This window comes from Buttiauxella sp. A111, from assembly GCF_014189855.1.
Lineage (GTDB): Bacteria > Pseudomonadota > Gammaproteobacteria > Enterobacterales > Enterobacteriaceae > Buttiauxella > Buttiauxella selenatireducens.
The window spans coordinates 677,972-696,340 of record NZ_BJFN01000001.1; the positions used below are offsets into that span (position 1 = coordinate 677,972).

17 protein-coding genes are annotated in these 18,369 nt (G+C 48.6%); 5 read left to right on the top strand and 12 right to left on the bottom strand.

Annotation, left to right across the window (positions count from 1 at the left end; genetic code table 11):
* Positions 1–8: 8 nt before the first annotated feature.
* Entirely contained in the window at positions 9–1,562 is a 1,554-nt protein-coding gene (tssC, locus tag BSPA111_RS03030) for a type VI secretion system contractile sheath large subunit (protein ID WP_183269712.1), read from the bottom strand.
* Between the two features lie 29 nt (positions 1,563–1,591).
* Complete coding sequence (tssB, locus tag BSPA111_RS03035; RefSeq protein WP_183269713.1) at positions 1,592–2,086, bottom strand: type VI secretion system contractile sheath small subunit; 495 nt, start codon at positions 2,084–2,086, stop codon at positions 1,592–1,594.
* Between the two features lie 621 nt (positions 2,087–2,707).
* Here tssB and BSPA111_RS03040 point away from each other — a divergent pair.
* Complete coding sequence (locus tag BSPA111_RS03040; protein WP_183269714.1) at positions 2,708–5,587, top strand: autotransporter outer membrane beta-barrel domain-containing protein; 2,880 nt, start codon at positions 2,708–2,710, stop codon at positions 5,585–5,587.
* A gap of 26 nt (positions 5,588–5,613) precedes the next feature.
* On the opposite strand, the gene BSPA111_RS03045 is transcribed toward BSPA111_RS03040, so the two are convergent.
* Entirely contained in the window at positions 5,614–5,784 is a 171-nt protein-coding gene (locus tag BSPA111_RS03045) for a hypothetical protein (RefSeq protein ID WP_183269715.1), read from the bottom strand.
* A 152-nt stretch (positions 5,785–5,936) separates the two neighbouring features.
* Between BSPA111_RS03045 and lysM the strand changes: the two genes are divergently transcribed.
* Together lysM and BSPA111_RS03055 are read left to right on the top strand one after the other, a co-directional pair.
* Positions 5,937–6,380 carry a peptidoglycan-binding protein LysM gene (gene lysM / locus BSPA111_RS03050; RefSeq protein ID WP_183269716.1) on the top strand — a complete coding sequence of 148 codons (444 nt, stop codon included), beginning with the start codon at positions 5,937–5,939 and terminating at the stop codon, positions 6,378–6,380.
* Positions 6,381–6,465: 85 nt separating this feature from the next.
* A complete protein-coding gene (locus BSPA111_RS03055) occupies positions 6,466–6,861 on the top strand; it encodes a YidB family protein (RefSeq protein ID WP_183269717.1) in 396 nt (131 codons plus the stop codon).
* Between the two features lie 137 nt (positions 6,862–6,998).
* On the opposite strand, the gene BSPA111_RS03060 is transcribed toward BSPA111_RS03055, so the two are convergent.
* The 6 genes from BSPA111_RS03060 to BSPA111_RS03085 are packed head-to-tail and all read right to left on the bottom strand — an operon-like array spanning position 6,999 to position 12,785.
* The gene (locus BSPA111_RS03060; RefSeq protein WP_183269718.1) at positions 6,999–7,289 is read right to left on the bottom strand and encodes a DUF202 domain-containing protein; all 291 of its coding nucleotides are present in this window, start codon (positions 7,287–7,289) and stop codon (positions 6,999–7,001) included.
* Positions 7,289–7,678, bottom strand: a complete 390-nt coding sequence (locus tag BSPA111_RS03065) for a YidH family protein (RefSeq protein WP_183269719.1) — start codon at positions 7,676–7,678, stop codon at positions 7,289–7,291. Before BSPA111_RS03065 ends, BSPA111_RS03060 begins: the two co-directional genes overlap by 1 nt.
* Complete coding sequence (locus BSPA111_RS03070) at positions 7,662–8,543, bottom strand: MurR/RpiR family transcriptional regulator (protein WP_183269720.1); 882 nt, start codon at positions 8,541–8,543, stop codon at positions 7,662–7,664. Before BSPA111_RS03070 ends, BSPA111_RS03065 begins: the two co-directional genes overlap by 17 nt.
* A gap of 55 nt (positions 8,544–8,598) precedes the next feature.
* Positions 8,599–9,465 (bottom strand): aldose epimerase, encoded by an 867-nt coding sequence (locus BSPA111_RS03075; RefSeq protein WP_183269721.1) that lies wholly within the window; start codon positions 9,463–9,465, stop codon positions 8,599–8,601.
* Between the two features lie 2 nt (positions 9,466–9,467).
* Entirely contained in the window at positions 9,468–11,228 is a 1,761-nt protein-coding gene (locus BSPA111_RS03080) for a sulfatase (RefSeq protein WP_183269722.1), read from the bottom strand.
* Positions 11,229–11,243: 15 nt separating this feature from the next.
* Positions 11,244–12,785, bottom strand: coding sequence for a PTS transporter subunit EIIC (locus BSPA111_RS03085; RefSeq protein ID WP_183269723.1), 1,542 nt, complete (start codon positions 12,783–12,785; stop codon positions 11,244–11,246).
* A 158-nt stretch (positions 12,786–12,943) separates the two neighbouring features.
* On the opposite strand from BSPA111_RS03085, the gene BSPA111_RS03090 reads away from it, so the two are divergent.
* A complete protein-coding gene (locus tag BSPA111_RS03090) occupies positions 12,944–14,170 on the top strand; it encodes an anaerobic sulfatase maturase (protein ID WP_183269724.1) in 1,227 nt (408 codons plus the stop codon).
* Between the two features lie 400 nt (positions 14,171–14,570).
* On the opposite strand, the gene pgsA is transcribed toward BSPA111_RS03090, so the two are convergent.
* Genes pgsA through uvrY form a run of 3 tightly spaced genes read right to left on the bottom strand, consistent with a single transcriptional unit; the run spans position 14,571 to position 17,670 of the window.
* Positions 14,571–15,128, bottom strand: a complete 558-nt coding sequence (gene pgsA, locus BSPA111_RS03095) for a CDP-diacylglycerol--glycerol-3-phosphate 3-phosphatidyltransferase (RefSeq protein WP_183269725.1) — start codon at positions 15,126–15,128, stop codon at positions 14,571–14,573.
* Between the two features lie 57 nt (positions 15,129–15,185).
* A complete protein-coding gene (uvrC, locus tag BSPA111_RS03100; RefSeq protein ID WP_183269726.1) occupies positions 15,186–17,018 on the bottom strand; it encodes an excinuclease ABC subunit UvrC in 1,833 nt (610 codons plus the stop codon).
* Positions 17,011–17,670, bottom strand: coding sequence for a UvrY/SirA/GacA family response regulator transcription factor (uvrY, locus tag BSPA111_RS03105; protein WP_183269727.1), 660 nt, complete (start codon positions 17,668–17,670; stop codon positions 17,011–17,013). The genes uvrC and uvrY overlap by 8 nt, the downstream gene beginning before the upstream one ends.
* A 421-nt stretch (positions 17,671–18,091) precedes the next feature.
* On the opposite strand from uvrY, the gene BSPA111_RS03110 reads away from it, so the two are divergent.
* Entirely contained in the window at positions 18,092–18,316 is a 225-nt protein-coding gene (locus BSPA111_RS03110; RefSeq protein WP_183269728.1) for a DUF2594 family protein, read from the top strand.
* The last annotated feature ends 53 nt before the right edge of the window (positions 18,317–18,369 follow it).

Sequence of the window (18,369 nt, forward strand, 5' to 3'; positions counted from 1 at the left end):
TCTCCCGGTTACGCCTTCGCCTTCGGCATCTGCGAAACCAGCGACAGGTTGACGTCCATGCCTTCCACCTGGAAGTGCGGAACGGCATACAGTTTCACGCGGAAGAAGCCCGGGTTGTCTTCGATGTCTTCCACCAGAACCTTCGCATCGCGCAGCGGGTGAGATGCCTGCAGGTCGTCGCCCGGATCGGTCATTTCGGTGACCAGCGTGCGTACCCAGGTGTTCAGTTCCAGCTCAAGCAGACGGCGATCTTTGGTGGTACCGATGTTTTCACGCTGAATGAGTTTCAGGTAATGGGCGATGCGCGACAGCAGGAAAATGTACGGCAGACGTGCGTTGATACGGCTGTTGGCGGTGGCATCAGCGGTGTCGTACAGCGCGGGTTTCTGCGCGGAGTTGGCAGAGAAGAAGCAGGAGTAGTCGCGGTTTTTGTAGTACGACAACGGAATGAAACCGAGATTGGCGAATTCAAACTCGCGGGTTTCCGGGATCATCACCTCTGATGGGATTTTCACCTGGTTGCCGGTGCCGAGGTCATACAGATGGATAGGCAGGTCCTGCACTGCACCACCGGCCTGTGGGCCACGGATTTGCACGCACCAGCCGTTGTTGATGAAGCTGCGTACCATGTTGGCGGCAAAGGCGAATGATGCGTTGGTCCACAGGTATTTTTCGTGGTCCGGGCCTTTCACTTCTTCCACATAGTTGAAGCTGCGCACCGGTACGGTGTCCGGGCCATACGGCAGGCGACCCAGTACGCGTGGCATGGTCAGGCCGATATAGCGGGAGTCATCGGTATCGCGGAAGGATTTCCACTTGATGTACTCGGCGCGGTCAAAGTAGTTACCGATATCTTTAATGGCGGCGACTTCTTCCATCGAGTCTTTCAGGAAGAATTTCGGGCCGACTGAACCGATAAACGGCATGTGTGCCGCCGCAGACACTTTGGAGATGTTACGCAGCAGCGCCACGTCCTGAGCGGAAGCATCGAACTCGTAGTTGGAAATAACCGAACCAATCGGCTCACCACCCGGCGTGTCATATTCGGCAATATAGGTGTGCGCATACAGGCCGCTCTGGATGATTTCAGGGGAGTCTTCGAAGTCCTGACGCAGATCGTCTTTAGAGACATCCAGCACTTCGATTTTCACGTTCTGGCGGAAATCAGTGCGGTCCACCAGGTGCTTCAGGCCACGCCACGCGGATTCCACTTTCTGGAAGGCTTCGTGATGCATAACAGCGTCAAGCTGGCGGGAAATCTGATGATCAAGCTGGGCGATGTGGTGATCCAGCAGAGTTTTGTCCAGACGTTCAACGGTTTGCCCGGACTCTTTCAGGCGAGCCATAAAGACCTGGATTGCCGCGCTCACGCGCTGATCGGCAGTGACATCGGCCAGGGCCGCAGTATCCTGATAATCGTTCAGATCGTTAAGGGCAGACACTGGGGTCAGGTTGATTTTACTGAACAGAGAAGCATACACGCCGCCCGGTTGTGCATGCTCAAGCACGGTGGTCTGGCCGGTGGCAGAAGAGGCGTTTTCGTTATTGACTGACATAAGCATTATCTCGCATTAATCCGTTAAAAGAGGAGTTACGCCTTCGGCGCCAGGGCATTCAGTTCGTCACGCAACTCATCGCTGAGAGACGGGTCTTTCAGGATACTTTCGAGCTCTTTGCGGAAAGTGACGTTATCAAGCAGGTTGGATTTGAGGTCGCGCAACAGGTTGCGCATCGCGAGCATGGCGCGCAGTTGTGGAATTTGGCGGGCCACTTGTTCAGGTTCGAAATCTTTCATTTCACTGAAAGCAAGTTTGATGTTCTCTTCAGAACCGTCACCGGCGAGGGTATTTTCTACAGTGAGATTGACGGAAGGCGAGAATTCGGTCAGTACGCTGTTAAAGTTATTTTTGTTGATATTAATTTTTTCACGTTCAGACAGGGGGCGATTTTCTTTACCGTTACTGTAATCCCCCATCACCACCAGCTTCAGGGGTAATTCCACTTTCTTTTGTGCGCCACCGGTATGCACATCGAGTTTAATATTTACACGCGCTTTTGGAATTTCATTCTGAAAGGAATTTGACACGTCATTAGATCCTTATGAAGGGCGATAGAATACGGTGAGCGTCATTCGCTCACTTCAGGAATGTAAAGCACTAAAACGGACGGGAAGTTTCAGAGAAAGTATCATTGAAAAATGGAAAATGTAATAGTTTCATTTTAAAAATGAGTATTTTAAGAATTCTCGCCTACCCATAAAAACATAACTAAAAGTGATAACCAGAAAAACAAATCAAACATAACCAATTGAAATTAAATGTTTTTTTACTTTGTACGACATGAGAAATTAATTGTAATCATCCGCCATCATCAATATCACAAAAAATATTAAACGTAGTTATGCAAATAATTACATTCACTACAAAAATATCTTTGCATGGATTCATTTCCACCATCAATTTTTGCTATGCAAGGTCTTCATCAAATGATGATGGTCATTTCTGTAGTTTGCTCAATGTTGTTTTTCGCTTGCTCATTATTAATAGCGCCATGCACAGCGTGAGATGTATCGATTCGACTCGATATTTAACCCCCCTCCCCTTCAGATATGAATTTTGATTATTGAAAACACCTATTTAAATGCCACTCCCAGACTAACCTTTTACAATTTATAAGTTTTTTTAAATTATTTTTCATAGGATTTGAAATGAATAAAGTGTTTAAGGTTGTATATAATCACATAACTAAAATAAAATCAGCAGCTTCTGAACTCGCTAAAGGCGGTGTCCAGGTCGGAGTTGTTTGCGCGACACTACTGCCTGTAGCAGGAACGGCGTTTGCGGCTGAACTGGAAGTTGGGGAAATGAATGTTGAAAACTATTACGGTGGTGTTTGGGCAGGAAATCAATATACATCGAACTCATCTGAATGGCATCCAGTATATAATGACATCACAGCAAATATTGATTTAACTCAGCACCGTGTTATTGCAGCCGACCTTATTATCCCAGGTGAAAACCCTGTCAATATTGTAACAGAAGGCGCGAGCATTACTTTAAAAAATAATAACATAGAACATGGTGAGATCGCGGGTTTTATATACGATAAAAATGCGGCCATTCCGACCTTCGGCCTCAATGACAGCATCACTTCAGGAGGGTACAATATCACTCTTGATAATATAACCGGTTCCGCCACAGTATATGGTAATGTTATACGTGGTGCGGCAGGCGACATCACTACTGCAACAAATAATATTCATATTTGCAATTCAACGCTTGGAAGTTTGAGAGGAAGCTATGTTGCATATTCTGGTTCCGACGGCGGACAAATCAATATGGGTGGCAACAATATTGAAATACACGGCTCGCAGGATGAATACTCCAGGCCCAACGTTTATGGTGTCGACATACAATTAACCTCTACATCATCAAATGGTTATGTAAGTGCTATACATACCGGCAATAATAATATCAAAATTATGGATGGAGCCCAAATTAATAATGTAAGTTTCAGCAATATCTCCGCAGATGGAAGAGATGCTGACTATAATCCAACGATGAAGGTTGGTGTGATTGACCTGGGAAGTTCCTCATTATTAGTATCAAACTCAACAGTCTTCTGGATATTCGATGATCACATATCTAACCTCGTTGATGGCACTATTATTATTGGTGGCAATGATAATATTGTAGTTAAAAATTCCGATATCGGTGCAGGTATTAGTGCGGGATATGGTGATGATGTTATTGATGTCAGTGACTCCAGAATTGATTATCATATTGATAGTGGACCTGGCGATGATAATATAACGTTTAAAAACTCATCCACTCAGGTTATTTTTGGTGAAGGTGGCGATGATCAAATCACTATTGAAGGGTCGTCTTCAGTATCGGGAACGATCAGTGGAAATAGATATAAAGATGACGGTAACACTCCCGGAGAGATTAACTCCCTTGTATTTAAAAATACAACTTTTTCTTCTCAAAAATACACCGATATATATTACTTTGCCAAGGTTGATTTAATTGAAGGTACGCAGTTTACGTTAAATAAAGATCTGGATCTGGGAAAATATACTGGGTTTAATTTTGATACCGGGAGTAAACAAGAAGTCCAGCTTACTCCGGTGATGAGTATCGATGATACCAGTAATCTGATTGTTACGCAGGGAAGTCACACGCTGACGGCGGATTTAAATAACAACGGTTTGGTAACCATTGGAACGGACGCTGATGATCTCGGCACAACGTTCACTGTTGCAGGTAATCTGGAGGGAAATGGTAAGTTCGCGATGCGCACCGATATCGCGGCCCTGAAAGGCGATCTGCTGAATATCACAGGTAATGTCTCTGGCAACCACAGTTTGCTGATTGCTGATAGCGGTAATGAGCCTAAAACCTCAGAGGGTGAATTAACCCTGGTCACCACTGGCGGAGGAAAAGGAATATTTACCCTGGCCGGGGGATATGTTGATGCCGGTGCATTCCGTTACGGCCTGGTCAAATCCGCAAATAACTGGAATCTGGCATTGGATTCTCTCATTGAGCCCCTCCCTGTCTCCCCTGAAACACCGGATGTTGTCCCCGAAATTCCGGGTGTTGAACCTGCAACGCCAGTCAATCCTGAAGTCCCGTCAGGCCCAATTGCGCCACCTGTCATTAAACCTGACAACCTGAGTAAAGGGGCTAACGCAGCGGTGGGTAACCAGGCGGCACTGGCTGTCCTGGCTGATGCAGAAATGGGCACCCTCGTTCAGCGTATGGGTGAACTCCGTCTGGAAGAGGGTGTGAATGCAGGTGTCTGGGCGCGCGGCGTGACCAGAAACTACAACATCGCCACGCGTACGAGCCGTGACTTTGACCAGAATATCAGCGGTCTGGAACTTGGTGCGGATAAAGCCATTGCTCTGTCAAACGGTACACTCTATCTGGGCGGACTGGTGGGGCAAACCAGCTCCAGCCAGAACTTTAATGAAGGGGTATCCAGTGATATTGACAGCACCACGCTGGGTGCCTATGCCACGTATTTCCATGAAAGTGGCTTCTACGTCGATACTATTCTGAAATATAACCGCTTTGGTACCGATACACAGTTTAACAGTAATGTCGGTGAACGAATCAAAAGCAGTGGCAGCACCAACGGGTATGGGATAAGCGTTGAAGCGGGTAAGCGTTTTGCAATGAGTCGCCATACGTTCATTGAACCGCAGACCCAAATTTATGTGACACACGTTGAAGGTACCAGTTATACCCAAAATGACGGTCTGTCTGTTCAGGGTGACAACATGGATATTGTTCAGGGTCGTGTCGGTGCCCGCATTGGCAGCAACGTTGAGCTGATGAATATGCCGCTCGAGCCTTATGTAACAGCGTCTTATATTGCCGCCAGTAACAACAACAGTTCTGTCCGGGTTAACGGTTATCGCCTTGACAGTGAGTTACCGGGCAATCGGACAGAAGTGGGTGCAGGGATTTCCGCTCAACTGACCCCCAATGCCAAAGTCTATGCAGAAGCACAGTATGTAGACGGGAATAATATTAAATCTCCCATTGGCGGGAATGTAGGATTCAGAATTAACTTCTGAGTTTTCATTCTTAATGGGCTGTCGCATTAACGACAGCGAACCGGAAGAAATTGCGCTGCCTGTTTTTCAGGCAGCCAATCGACAAAATCGTCCGCTGCCGATAAACGCGCTATAGCCGAATGCTGATATTGTCCTTTGCGAATCAGAGCAAGTAGTAACCCTGCCAGGCTCACTAAAAATGACATTTTGGTTGCCATTTTAAATCCAGAGCTAGCCTCCAAGTAAATTCTGGAAAATACTAAATCTTGTAAAAGTCCAGGAATTAATGACTCCCGGTGTTCTATAATTAATAACTCTGAATTATTGCCGTTATTTATTATATTTTTATTCAACACAAAGGAATAATGAAATGGGTCTGTTTAGTTTTGTAACTGAAGCTGGCGTCAAATTATGGGATTCTGTAGCAGGAAAAAATAGCGACGAACTCGGCACGAATCTGCAAGACCATATCAAAGGTTTAGGGATCCCTGGTGCAGAAAACGTGGCAGTCCAGGTTGCCGAAGATGGCACAGCCACAGTTGATGGTGAGGGTTTGTCACAGGAAGCTAAAGAAAAAATTCTGGTCGCCATCGGTAACGTTGCTGGTATTAGTCAAGTTATCGATAATATTTCAGCAGCGTCGTCGGGGACTGAAAGCCGCTATTACACCGTAAAATCAGGTGATACGTTAAGTTCTATTTCAAAAACTGAATATGGAACACCCAATGAATATCAACGTATATTTGAAGCCAATAAGCCGATGCTGAAAGATCCAAACAAAATTTATGTGGGTCAGACTCTAATCATCCCATAAAAATACACTTCACCTCCTCATTGCTTTCATCAAAAATGAGGATTTTCTATAGTGAAATAAATTAATACAAACAAGGAGTAATGTCGTGAGTTTATTTGATCAAATGGCAGGTATGTCTGGCAACCTGGGTGAAAATATGGGCGCATATCAGGAGATATTTTCATGGTGTCAGCAAGAGGGTGGGATTTCTGGATTGCTGGAAAAATTCCGCCAGTCTGGGCTCAGTGGCATCGTTGATTCTTGGGTCAGCAGTGGCAACAACCTGCCTATTTCTTCCGAACAAATTGCTTCGATATTGGGCTCCCCAGTTATTGCTGGGCTGGCAACAAAGTTAGGGATTGATGCGCAGAGTGCATCAGGATTAATCGCAGAGTATTTGCCAAAAATTGTTGATGGCCTCTCTCCGAATGGTCATCTGGATGAAAATAATGACTTAGTCTCAACCGGATTAAGTATGTTAAAGGGTAAATTGTTCGGCTAGTCGTGATTGACTTCCTCCGGACAAACATTTTAGAAAGTGATTTGTCTGGGGGTTAAAGGGTCTACGGAGATAACCTATAAAATACCGTGCAGTTACCTGAAACAGGTTGACTAGCAATCCTTTCCCTGGTCTTCCCATTACACCGTTATGATGGGAAACAATATCTTGATTTTCAAAACAATCATTAGCAAAAGCAATATGCCCGTTGCTACCACAGTGAAGGACACAATGTAATGCCGACGCTGAACCAAACCGCAAAACATCGCTAAAGAACCGCTTAATAACAACATCCCACCCATCATGTAAAAGATGTCTCCAGAATGCGTCCAGCCACGCAGACATAGCAACCCTGGCAACAACATCGACCATCCCGTTCTGTGCCAGGACAATCGGGTCCGTTCAGGTTGTAATCCGGGGTCTCTGCTCATTATGCCTGTCCCTGCCAGAGTAATACCGCAAGCAATACCGCGATGATAAACATAAATCCGGCCAGCACCACCAGTGTTCGGGTGTAGGGCAGATCACGCTCCAGCCGCATAGCATATTCATTTTTACGCCAGCGCCGCCAGGCAATAAATCCCATACAGGAAGCGGCACCCAGGAGTAATAAAGAGAGCGTCATTCGGAGTGCATCAGACGAAAGTTGAGGTGAAAATTGCTCAATCCCCACCGCTCCCGCCATCAGCGCCAGCGCAGTACGTATCCAGGCCAGAAACGTTCTTTCATTGGCCAGAGTGAATCGGTAATCCGGCATTTTTCCCGCAAGCCACCATTTACCCCGAGGCTGAGAGGATGGAAAACTATCCTGTCGATTCATGCTTAATCCTTTCTTTTATCAGTAATTCTTTAATCGATAGCCCAGTTGATACACTGTCGCGCAGGTTATGTCTGGTCACTTCAGTGCACAAAAACTCGATGATGAACAGTTGCGAAATACGTGTGGCAATAGAGTCCCCCTGGTAAGGTCCTGCACTCCCACAGGTCAGCAACCAGCTATCCGCAAGCTCCGTCAGTGGCGACTGCGGACTGTGGGTAATAGCAAGACATTCCGCGCCTGCCTTTTTAGCCAGCCTGAATGCATTCACCACTTCTGGTGTTTCACCGGAATGGGAAAAGGCCACGACGAGGTCAGTGGGTTTCAGGTTGGCCAGTTTCAACGTCATGGTGAAACGGTCGGTATATGCTTCAGAGTCGATGCCCTGGCGGTTCATTTTGTCGCGCGCTTCCATCGCAGACAGTCCCGATGCGCCAAATCCCACAAACAGCACCCGATTTGCCCGCAAAAAACGCTCCACAACCGGTTTGACCACTTTCATGTCGAGCAGCCCGATAGTCTCCTTCATGGTGGTATCCACCGTCAGGGCAATTTTCTGTGCGACATCATTACGCGTGTCATCTAAAAAAATATCCGGCGATGAAGGTAAAAGCAGGTCGCTTTCCTCCAGCAACTCGCGTTTCAGTGCAGCTTTCAGCTCCAGCAAACCTGTGTAGCCAATCTTTTTGCAAAAACGGACGATGGTCGCTTCACTAAGTTGCACTGTTTCCGCCAATTTTCGCACTGGCATCTGGGCGACTTTAGCTGGCTGTTGCAGAATAAACTCTGCAATGTGCCTGTCTGTTTCACCCAGTCCCCCCAGAATATTGCTGATGTACACCCGTACGTTTTCCCGGTTAACACTCATAACTGTGCTCTGCTCCCCTGCGATAATGGCAGGTTGTATTCTGGCGCTCCTCCGCTCACGCGTCCATCGCAAACCGCAATCTGACGTCAAACGTCTGCTTGTTGCCTGGCATCAGTTGCTGAAACCCCCGCTTATGCTGGATTTGTCCATCAAAATCAGGGGCGTCGGTTGTTCCGGCCAACGGTTCGATACACAGAAGATCTTCCCCCGGCACTCCCCACAGCGCCAGCCAGTCATGAGCCCCGGTTTCCATCGTCAGTACGGTCACGCCATCAGGCCTACGAATATGAATTTGCCGCTGCTGACTGACGCCAAAATAGACCGCGCCGTCCTGAAAAGCCTCGCTCGTCAGGGGAAACTGCGTGGTTAGCGGCGTAGCATTCTTGATTTCCAGCGTCCGCTCGCGGGTCGGAAAGGGTCCATTAACCCCCTCTTCCCCAAAATCGACCCACCATCCCGTTTCAGGTGCCACCGGCAGCGCAAAACCGGGATGCCAGCCAACGGAATACCTAAAGGGACGGGTATCATCATTGAAAATGTGTTGGCTGAACGTTAGCCCCTCGTCATGCAACGTAATGTGCACCTGCACCCGCCATTTCCACGGCCAGACAGCCCACGTTTCTGGTGTGGATCTGGCTTCAAGTACAAGCTGGTCGCTGTTGTTGTTAATGCGGTGAAACGGCTGGCGACGGAGAAAACCATGGGCGGGTAACGGCAGAAATTGCCCCTCGCTCCACACCCCCTCGTGGATTAACCGCCCCACAACCGGGAACAGTTGCGTGGCCGAGTTATTCCAGACATCTGCGCGAGGTTGCCACATCCACTCCCGACTCTCTCTCTTGTCTCGAATATGAGAAATCTCGCCACCCGTTTCGCTTATTTCAACCTGAAACCGCTCATTTTCCAGACGCCAGACCGTCATAGTTACTCCGTTCTCAGCAACAGGCGAGACTGGTAGACCAGCGCTTTATGTTTGTCGCCGCTGAAGCAAGCATCTATCAGCGTGAAGATATCGGTTTTCGTCAGCGTATGGCCTGGCGGTAAATGCCCGAGTACTGCTTCCTGAGAAAGCCCCTGTTCCCGTGCCGCACTCAGCACAAAACGCAGCGCCTCCTCCACGCCATGGTGCACGCAGCGATACATTTCTTCTGTCCACGTGTTATGTCGGGCCCAGCGTTCGGCAAACGCCTGTTCGCCTTCTCGCGTCAGCGAATCCAGTTCAAAACGGGTATAGAGTTCTGGCGGAGCGTCGTGGATCTGCATCAGTCCTTTCATCGCCAGGGCGTAGTGAAATGCGCGTTCACTGTCATGCAAAGGTTGCATCTGGCCAGGATCGGATTTCAGATCAAACAGTTTATCGCCGAAGCGCCATGGGTTCAGATAACCAAACGAGGCAGGGATCTGCATCACCTGTGCGCCCTGGGTAAAATCAAACCCCGGATGAATGCGGATATCTTTCAAATCCCTGACGCTGAACATGCTGTCTATTCGGGTAGGCATCAGGGTGTATTCGAACAGATTCCCCTTGCCTTCTTCACGCGGGCAACGCATGTAGACATATTCACCGTCGGTGATATTAATATGCCCGCCGTAATAGCCGAACAACGCGTGATCCCTGATGGGGGTGTCGTTTTCCACCGCCGGGCGTAGAGGTTTACCGGTCATGGAAGACGGGAGCGGGACGTCAAAATAGTCCAACAACGTTGCCGGGATATCGACAGTTTGCGCCAGAGCACTGCGTCGAACCCCTTGTGTTTTACTGCGCGGATCACGGATGAAAAACGGTGTATTGGCGATTTCGTTATACACCGGCATGATGTTTTTGCCCCACCACTGGTGTTCGCCAAGCAAAAAGCCGTGGTCGGTGCAGACGATAAACAGCGTGTCTTCCCACAAATCCAGCGCTTTGAGCTTGTCCATCACCTGCCCAAGATAGTCGTCACACATGGTGACCAGGGCCTGGTAAAACTTCCTGACTTTTTCGTCATCCTTACCGCCCGGCGCACCACAGTAATAGGGCACCCAACCGTCAAACTCTTCAGCCGTGCAGCCATACTGGGCCAGGTATTTTTCCGGCACAAAAAACGGTTCATGTGGATCAAAGCATTCGATTTGCAGGAACCAGTTGTCCTGATGCTGGTTGGTTTCCAGAAACTCCAGCCCGGCACTGACTGTGCGATGCGTAAAGTGCTCTTCCTGAGTCGGCATGGCGGCACGGTTGATCAGATCCTGAGTCATTCGCCCGCTACGTCGGCGCAGCGTCTCTTCGTCCTCCATCCCTTGCCAGTTGATGGCGGGCTTTTCAACCTGCCCTTTCCAGCAATCTCCTTCCTGGCCACGGATAAATTCAAACGTGGAGTAACGGGTATGGTAAGTTGCGCCACCATCCCGCCAGTAGTGCTTGTGATCCGTCACCATATGCGTGTGGACACCAGCCTGATGCAGCGCCTGGAAGGTCGAAAAATCAAACGGCTCAATCGGGCCCCAGCTACGGTGCAAAAAGTTATAGCGACCGGTGTGTAATTCCCGGCGAGCTGGCATACAAGGCATGCTGCCAACATAGAAATTATCAAACTGAGCCGATTCCCGTGCCAGACGGGTAAAGTTCGGCGTAATCGCATCCCCGCCGTAAGGGGCAAGGTGATTACGGGTCAGCGTATCAAACATCAGCATTACAGCTTTCATTAGATTTCTCTTCTTCTATGAACCGATAAATTCTTCAACTTCGTTCTTAATCAGTGTGACATGTGGGCCATAGACCACTTGCACCCCTTCACCCCGCACGAAAGCTCCGCGACTGCCCAGTTGTTTAAAGGCATCTACCGTGACGTGTTGTGGGTTTTTGACGGTAATGCGCAGTCGGGTTGCACAGCAGTCCACATCGACAATATTGTCCCGCCCACCCAGTGCCTGCACGATCCCTGCCGCACGCGCATTTCCGCTGACGGGCGCTTCCGCCTCCTCTTCTTCGCTCTCATTATCACGACCCGGTGTTTTTAGCTGACGCCAGTTGATAAGGAAGCGGAAGGAGAAGTAGTAGAGGCAGAACATCACCGCACCCAGCGGTAACATCAGCAACCAGTTGGTTTTGGCATTGCCCTGCAACACCCCGAAAAGCAGGAAGTCGATCAGGCCACCTGAGAAGGTTTGCCCAACGGTGATTTGCAGAATATGGGTCAGCATGAAGGCCACGCCGGTCAGCACTATGTGTACGCCGTACAGCAATGGCGCACAGAACATAAAGGCAAACTCCAGTGGTTCAGTAATCCCGGTGACAAAAGCGGTCAGTGCCGCAGAGAGCATCAGGCTGGCGACCTTTTTCTTGTTTTCCGGGCGAGCCGAATGGTAAATCGCCAGTGCCGCCCCCGGCAGGCCAAACATGAAATCAGCAAAGCGACCCGCCATAAAGCGCGACACCCCGATGTAGTAGTGCGTCACAGAAGGGTCGGCTAACTGCGCAAAGAAGATTTTCTGCGTTCCCTGCACCAGATGACCGTTCACCACAGCCTCTCCTCCGACGCTGGTCAACCAGAATGGGAGATAGAACAAGTGATGAAGCCCGAGAGGAATCAGACATTTAAGGATCATGCCGTAGATCATCGTCCCGATATAACCGGTTTTTTCAACCAGCCATCCGAGATGAGTGATCCCTGACTGGATATGCGGCCATACCCAGAACAGCGCGACACCGAGGAAAATGGCGAAAAACGAACTCATAATCGGCACGAGACGGGAGCCACTGAAAAAGGCCAGCAGGTTGGGAAGTTCTGTTTTACCAAAACGCTTCTGCACCCAGAAAGCCAGCAGGCCACTCATGATGCCGCCCATGACACCGGTTTGCAGCGTGGTAATGCCCATTACGCTCGCCTGCCCGGCTGCAGCCAAATTTTCAGTTGCCAGCGTCCCTGAGAGCAATAAAGAGGCATTAATGGCTTTATTCATCACGATAAAACACAGCACTGCAGCCAGACCCGCGGTTCCTTTGTCACTACGCGCCATCCCAACAGCAATACCCACCGCAAACAGCAACGACAGGTTATCGAAGACCACGCTGCCGCACAGTTTCATCACGGTGAATATTGCCTGAATGAATTCACTGTTCAGGACCGGATAGGTTGATATCGTCACTGGATTGGTGAAAACACCGCCAAATCCCAGAAGGAGGCCCGCAGCGGGCAGAACGGCAATCGGTAACATAAACGATTTGCCCAGGTTCTGTGCTCCGGCAAACAGTTTGCTCATAAAGACCCCTGATGTTGATGTTATGAAATTTAAATTTCATGTATTATGATTAATTGTGAAATCTATATTTCGATCCTTTTCACTTAAAGTCAAAAGGTATTGATAAATAAGTGAGCAGAATCACTAAATTCTCTGTGTGTATTTTTTCAGGAGCGCTCATGAGCCGACCCTTTCATCTGATGGCCAAACCGGTCAGTTACCAGTGCAATATCGCCTGTGATTACTGCTTTTACCTTGAGAAGGAACAGGGCACGCTGAAGCCCAAAAAAGCGGCGCGGCACATGGATGACGCGACGCTTGAAGCCTATGTTCGTCAGTATATTGACGCCAATCCTGGCCAGGACATTGAATTTACCTGGCAAGGTGGCGAACCCACCCTTGCGGGTATTGCGTTCTATGAAAAGGCACTTCAGCTTCAGAAAAAATATGCGGGTGGTAAACGCATCAGCAACAGCATGCAGACCAATGGCGTACTGATTGATGAACAGTGGGCTGAGTTTTTGGCCAGACATCGCTTCCTGGTCGGATTATCCATTGACGGCCCGGCATGGTTACATGACCGCTACCGGAAAACACGCAGTCAACAATCCGTCTTTGACAAAGTGACCCGCGCCATGGCCCTGCTCAGACAATACAACGTGGATGTTAACGTGTTGACGGTGGTGAACAATGTCACCGCAGAACATCCACAGGAGATTTATCGGTACCTAAGTCAGGAACTGAAAGCGGAGTTCATCCAGTTTATCCCGGCGGTAGAACAACGCCCCGTCAATGAAAAATTCGGCGAACTCCTCTACCCGCAAACCCTGGAAGGACGCTCAGTGACCGAATGGTCTGTCTCAGGGGAACAATGGGGAAAATTCATCAATGGCGTTTTTGACCTTTGGGTCAGGCAGGACGTTGGTCGCGTGTATATACAGATGTTTGACAGTGCGTTAGCCGCATGGCTGGGTGAAAAACCGTCGTTATGCGTGATGCAGTCGTCGTGCGGCTTTGGCCTGGTGGTCGAACAAAACGGGGATGTTTACAGTTGCGACCATTACGTTTACCCGGAACATCGATTAGGGAATGTTCGTCGCGACAGTCTGGCAAAAATGGCAGGGAGCAAACAGCAGCGAAAATTTGGGCTGGCAAAAACGGAAGTCAGCGCGCAATGCATGCAGTGCGAGTGGCGTTTTGCCTGTCACGGCGGATGCCCAAAACACCGTATCCATAAAAGCGGCGAGCGCTGGCATAACCATCTGTGCGCAGGGTACAAGGCTATATTCAGTCATATCAATCCCTACATGCGCTACATGGCTGAACAAATTCAGCAGCAGCGCCCTCCTGCCAGCATTATGTATGTTGGGTTCAATGCGGACATTACGCAGAGTTCGAGTATCTGACCAGGATAGTCGCAGTTGACGACCAGAAAAAAATTCTAATTAACGGCTCGGTAACGATGGCAGTCGCTGGAAAACCGTAATACAAAACCGCCATGTCAGGCTTGCCGCTAAACAGACCTGGCACTTTGTCACCTGATGATTGCACTTTAGAAAGCAAAGGACCTTCACTGTAAAAAGGTGGTCAATTTGGTGGTCACGACAAATTAAAATTTTTCTTTAAATTATTATTCAGTCAGTTACTGACAAAGACGAGTCCAGTCAGAGCCAAATTTAAGAAGCCTGCTTAGGAAACTAAGCAGGCTTTTTGCTTTTTGGGAAACGCTAAGGAGAAGGTCGAGAGTTACCGTCAGGATAGATAACTCTCGTGTAGTAAAAAAGTGGGGCAGATTTCTGGGAAAGATTAAACGCCGGAGTTGTCGAGCAGGTCTTTACTGGCCGCTTTCAGGTACTGGAACATTGACCAGAACGTTAACACTGCCGCGATAAAGAACAAACCAATCCCCGCATATTCAACCCACATATTGGGACGCCACAGCATACCGATCAATGCCAGCATCTGGGCCATGGTTTTGGATTTACCAATCCAGGAGACAGCAACACTGCTGCGTTTGCCGATCTCAGCCATCCACTCGCGCAATGCAGAAATAATAATTTCACGAGCAATCATGGTGGCCGCAGGTAACGTCACCCACCATGCGTGATAGTGTTCAACCACCAGCACAAGTGCGACGACGACCATAACTTTATCCGCTACAGGATCAAGGAAGGCGCCAAAACGCGTGCTTTGGTTCCAGCGACGCGCCAGATAACCATCAAACCAGTCAGTGATAGCGGCAAACCAGAAGATAAACGCGCATAGGAATGGCGCCCAACTAAACGGCAGATAAAAAGCCAGCACAAAGAATGGGATAAGGATGATACGAAACAGAGTAAGCAATGTTGGGATATTAAATTGCATAGTGCTGGTTAACTGTCTGTCGTAAGTGGAAATTGTCTCTATGTTGCTACAGAGCCCTTAATGTTTCAACGAGTAGAAGATCTTTTCTGCCAACGCTTGCGAGATACCCGGCACTTTTGCGATTTCTTCCACGGATGCATTCTTTAATGGTTGCAATCCACCCATATATTTCAACAACATCTGACGACGTTTTGGCCCAACGCCTTCGATGGTCTCCAGCGCACTGGTATTTTTTACTTTTGCACGTTTTTTGCGATGACCAGAAATCGCATGGTCGTGGGATTCATCACGGATATGCTGAATAACATGTAGCGCAGGGGAATCTGGCGGCAGTGAGAACCCCTCACCTTCCGGTTCGAAGAACAATGTCTCCAGCCCGGCTTTACGGTCAGCCCCTTTTGCCACGCCCAGCAACAGAGGATGATGTTTGTCCCAGGGAACATCAAGCTCCGCAAATACTGCTTTCGCCTGGCCGAGTTGCCCTTTCCCGCCGTCAATGAGAATCACATCGGGCACTTTGCTCTCATCTATCGCCTTACCATAGCGACGACGCAGCACCTGATTCATCGCGGCATAATCATCGCCCGGCGTAATGCCTTCAATGTTGTAGCGTCGATATTCGGCACGCAGCGGGCCATTGGCATCAAAAACGACACAGGAGGCAACGGTTTGCTCGCCCATGGTGTGGCTGATGTCAAAGCACTCCATCCGTTTGATTTCGGGCAATTCAAGCACGCTGGCCAGGGCGGTCAATCGCTGATGGATGGTTGATTGCTGCGCAAGACGCGTCACCAGCGCCGTTGCCGCATTGGTTCGGGCCAGTTTGAGGTAACGCGCACGGTCGCCGCGAGGCTTGGTCTGCACGTTGATTCGCCGCCCAGCCAGCTCAGTCAAAGAGTCTGACAGCAAGGTTTTATCCGGCAGATTGAAATCGAGCAGGATTTCAGAAGGCAAGGTGCGCATCTGACTGCCTTGCAAATAGAACTGACCGACAAATGTTTCAACCACTTCTGAGAGTTCGGTGCCGTTTGGCACTTTGGGGAAATAACTTCGGCTGCCTAATACTTTGCCCTGGCGAATAAAAAGCACATGCACGCATGCCATACCCGCATCGAACGACACGCCAATCACGTCCAAATCATCGCCCGTATTGGAAACAAACTGTTTCTCAGTTACACGACGCACCGCCTGAATTTGATCGCGAATTCTCGCGGCTTCTTCAAACGCCAGATTTTTGCTCGCCTCTTCCATCCTGGCAATCAGTTGATTCAGCACCTGATCGTCTTTACCGGACAGGAACAAACGGACATATTCCACTTGCTGAGCATAGTCATCTTCACTGACTAAACCTGCCACGCATGGCCCCAGACAACGCCCAATTTGATATTGCAAACAAGGGCGTGAGCGATTGCGATAGACATTATTTTCGCACTGGCGAATCGGGAAAATTTTCTGCAATAACGCCAGAGTTTCGCGCACTGCGTAGCCATTCGGGAATGGCCCGAAATATTCCCCTTTCGCGTGTTTCGCCCCACGATGCATTGCAAGTCGCGGGTGAGTGTCGCTACTGAGGAAAATAAAGGGATAGGATTTGTCATCACGCAGCAGCACGTTGTAACGCGGCTGATACAGTTTGATGTAGTTGTGTTCCAGCAACAACGCTTCGGTTTCGGTGTGAGTGACCGTCACGTCAATATGCTGGATTAAGGCAACCAGAGCTTCTGTTTTACGGCTTGCAAGATTACTCCTGAAGTAGCTCGACAAACGCTTCTTCAGGTCTTTTGCTTTACCAACGTAAATGACCGTTTCGCTGGCGTCATACATACGATAGACGCCAGGTTTACTGGTTACGGTTTTAAGAAAAGCTCGCGGGTCAAAGATTTCACTCACTACTGATTAACGTCTCCGCACTAAATAAACCATGACGAATGGCCAAGTGTGTCAGCTCAACATCGCCACTGATATTCAGTTTACTAAACATGCGGTAACGGTAACTGTTGACCGTTTTCGGGCTGAGATTAAGCTGCTCTGAGATCTCATTGACCTTCTGGCCTTTGGTGATCATCAGCATAATCTGTAATTCACGCTCAGACAAACTCGCAAACGGCGTGTCTGTTTTTTCAGGTTCAATCTGGCTTAATGCCATTTGTTGGGCAATATCTGACGCTATGTAGCGCTGCCCCGCATTGACCGAACGAATCGCATTTACCACATCTTGTGGCGCGGCACCTTTACTTAAATAACCAGAGGCACCCGCTTGCATAACTTTCGCAGGTAACGGATTCTCGGTGTGAATCGTCAGCATAATCACTTTGATATCGGTTGAATATCGTGCGATTTTGCGTGTTGCTTCAAGGCCACCAATACCCGGCATGTTCATGTCCATCAGGACAACATCAACCGGATGACTACGGCACCACTTTACGGCATCCTCACCGCAATTTGCTTCACCTGATATCTTGATCCCTTTGATATCTTCAAGAATGCGTCGTATCCCTGCGCGCACCAGTTCGTGGTCATCAACAAGAAGTACGTTGATCAAGGGGACCTCTCCAGAATAGGGATAACGCTGCTGAAAATTACTAAACCATATTAACGGGTTTTCAGGCAACTTTAAAATATAAAAACAGATTTTCAGAACTTACACCTGTTTGGAAATTTAATTGTACACAGGAGGCAGAGACAGAAAACAGATTGATTCATCGATATAAATAGTAAAAATGCTTTTCATATTAAAAAAAACCAAAATTCACTTATAATAGAAATATTAAATAATGATCGCGCCGTTACGTTTTTTTAACTATAAATAAACAAATTCAAAACAATCACTCGCATTGTACAGTGACCACGCTGGCACCTTCACGTAACCACTAATAAAATGGTTTACGACTGTGCTATACTCCGCCGCCTTACGAAACCGTTACACGAAACAACGGTGTACCAACCGAGACCGAGGAACACGAATGAGCACTCCTGATTTTTCCACCGCAGACAACAGTAGTGAATTGGCTATTGAAGTCACCTGTCTGAAGGCAATGCTAACTCAGATGCTGAAAGCCATGGGCCAAGCCGATGCAGGCAAGGTTATTATCAAAATGGAAAAGCAAATCGCTCAAATGGAAGACTCGGCCCACGCAGACGTTTTTGGTAATACTGTTAAGCAAATTAAACAGGCATACCGTCAGTAATCGAATCGCGACGGCTGGATGAGCTCAGGTTCTCCAGCCGTTTCGTTGCACAA

Excerpts from the sequence above, each read along its gene's own strand:
- BSPA111_RS03065 (WP_183269719.1), bottom strand. The coding sequence starts at position 7,678 with ATGAATCGACAGGATAGTTTTCCATCCTCTCAGCCTCGGGGTAAATGG.
- pgsA (WP_183269725.1), bottom strand. The coding sequence starts at position 15,128 with ATGCAATTTAATATCCCAACATTGCTTACTCTGTTTCGTATCATCCTT.
- BSPA111_RS03080 (WP_183269722.1), bottom strand. The coding sequence starts at position 11,228 with ATGAAAGCTGTAATGCTGATGTTTGATACGCTGACCCGTAATCACCTT.
- BSPA111_RS03085 (WP_183269723.1), bottom strand. The coding sequence starts at position 12,785 with ATGAGCAAACTGTTTGCCGGAGCACAGAACCTGGGCAAATCGTTTATG.
- BSPA111_RS03060 (WP_183269718.1), bottom strand. The coding sequence starts at position 7,289 with ATGAGCAGAGACCCCGGATTACAACCTGAACGGACCCGATTGTCCTGG.
- tssC (WP_183269712.1), bottom strand. The coding sequence starts at position 1,562 with ATGCTTATGTCAGTCAATAACGAAAACGCCTCTTCTGCCACCGGCCAG.
- BSPA111_RS03045 (WP_183269715.1), bottom strand. The coding sequence starts at position 5,784 with ATGGCAACCAAAATGTCATTTTTAGTGAGCCTGGCAGGGTTACTACTT.
- lysM (WP_183269716.1), top strand. The coding sequence starts at position 5,937 with ATGGGTCTGTTTAGTTTTGTAACTGAAGCTGGCGTCAAATTATGGGAT.
- BSPA111_RS03070 (WP_183269720.1), bottom strand. The coding sequence starts at position 8,543 with ATGAGTGTTAACCGGGAAAACGTACGGGTGTACATCAGCAATATTCTG.
- BSPA111_RS03090 (WP_183269724.1), top strand. The coding sequence starts at position 12,944 with ATGAGCCGACCCTTTCATCTGATGGCCAAACCGGTCAGTTACCAGTGC.
- BSPA111_RS03110 (WP_183269728.1), top strand. The coding sequence starts at position 18,092 with ATGAGCACTCCTGATTTTTCCACCGCAGACAACAGTAGTGAATTGGCT.
- BSPA111_RS03075 (WP_183269721.1), bottom strand. The coding sequence starts at position 9,465 with ATGACGGTCTGGCGTCTGGAAAATGAGCGGTTTCAGGTTGAAATAAGC.
- BSPA111_RS03040 (WP_183269714.1), top strand. The coding sequence starts at position 2,708 with ATGAATAAAGTGTTTAAGGTTGTATATAATCACATAACTAAAATAAAA.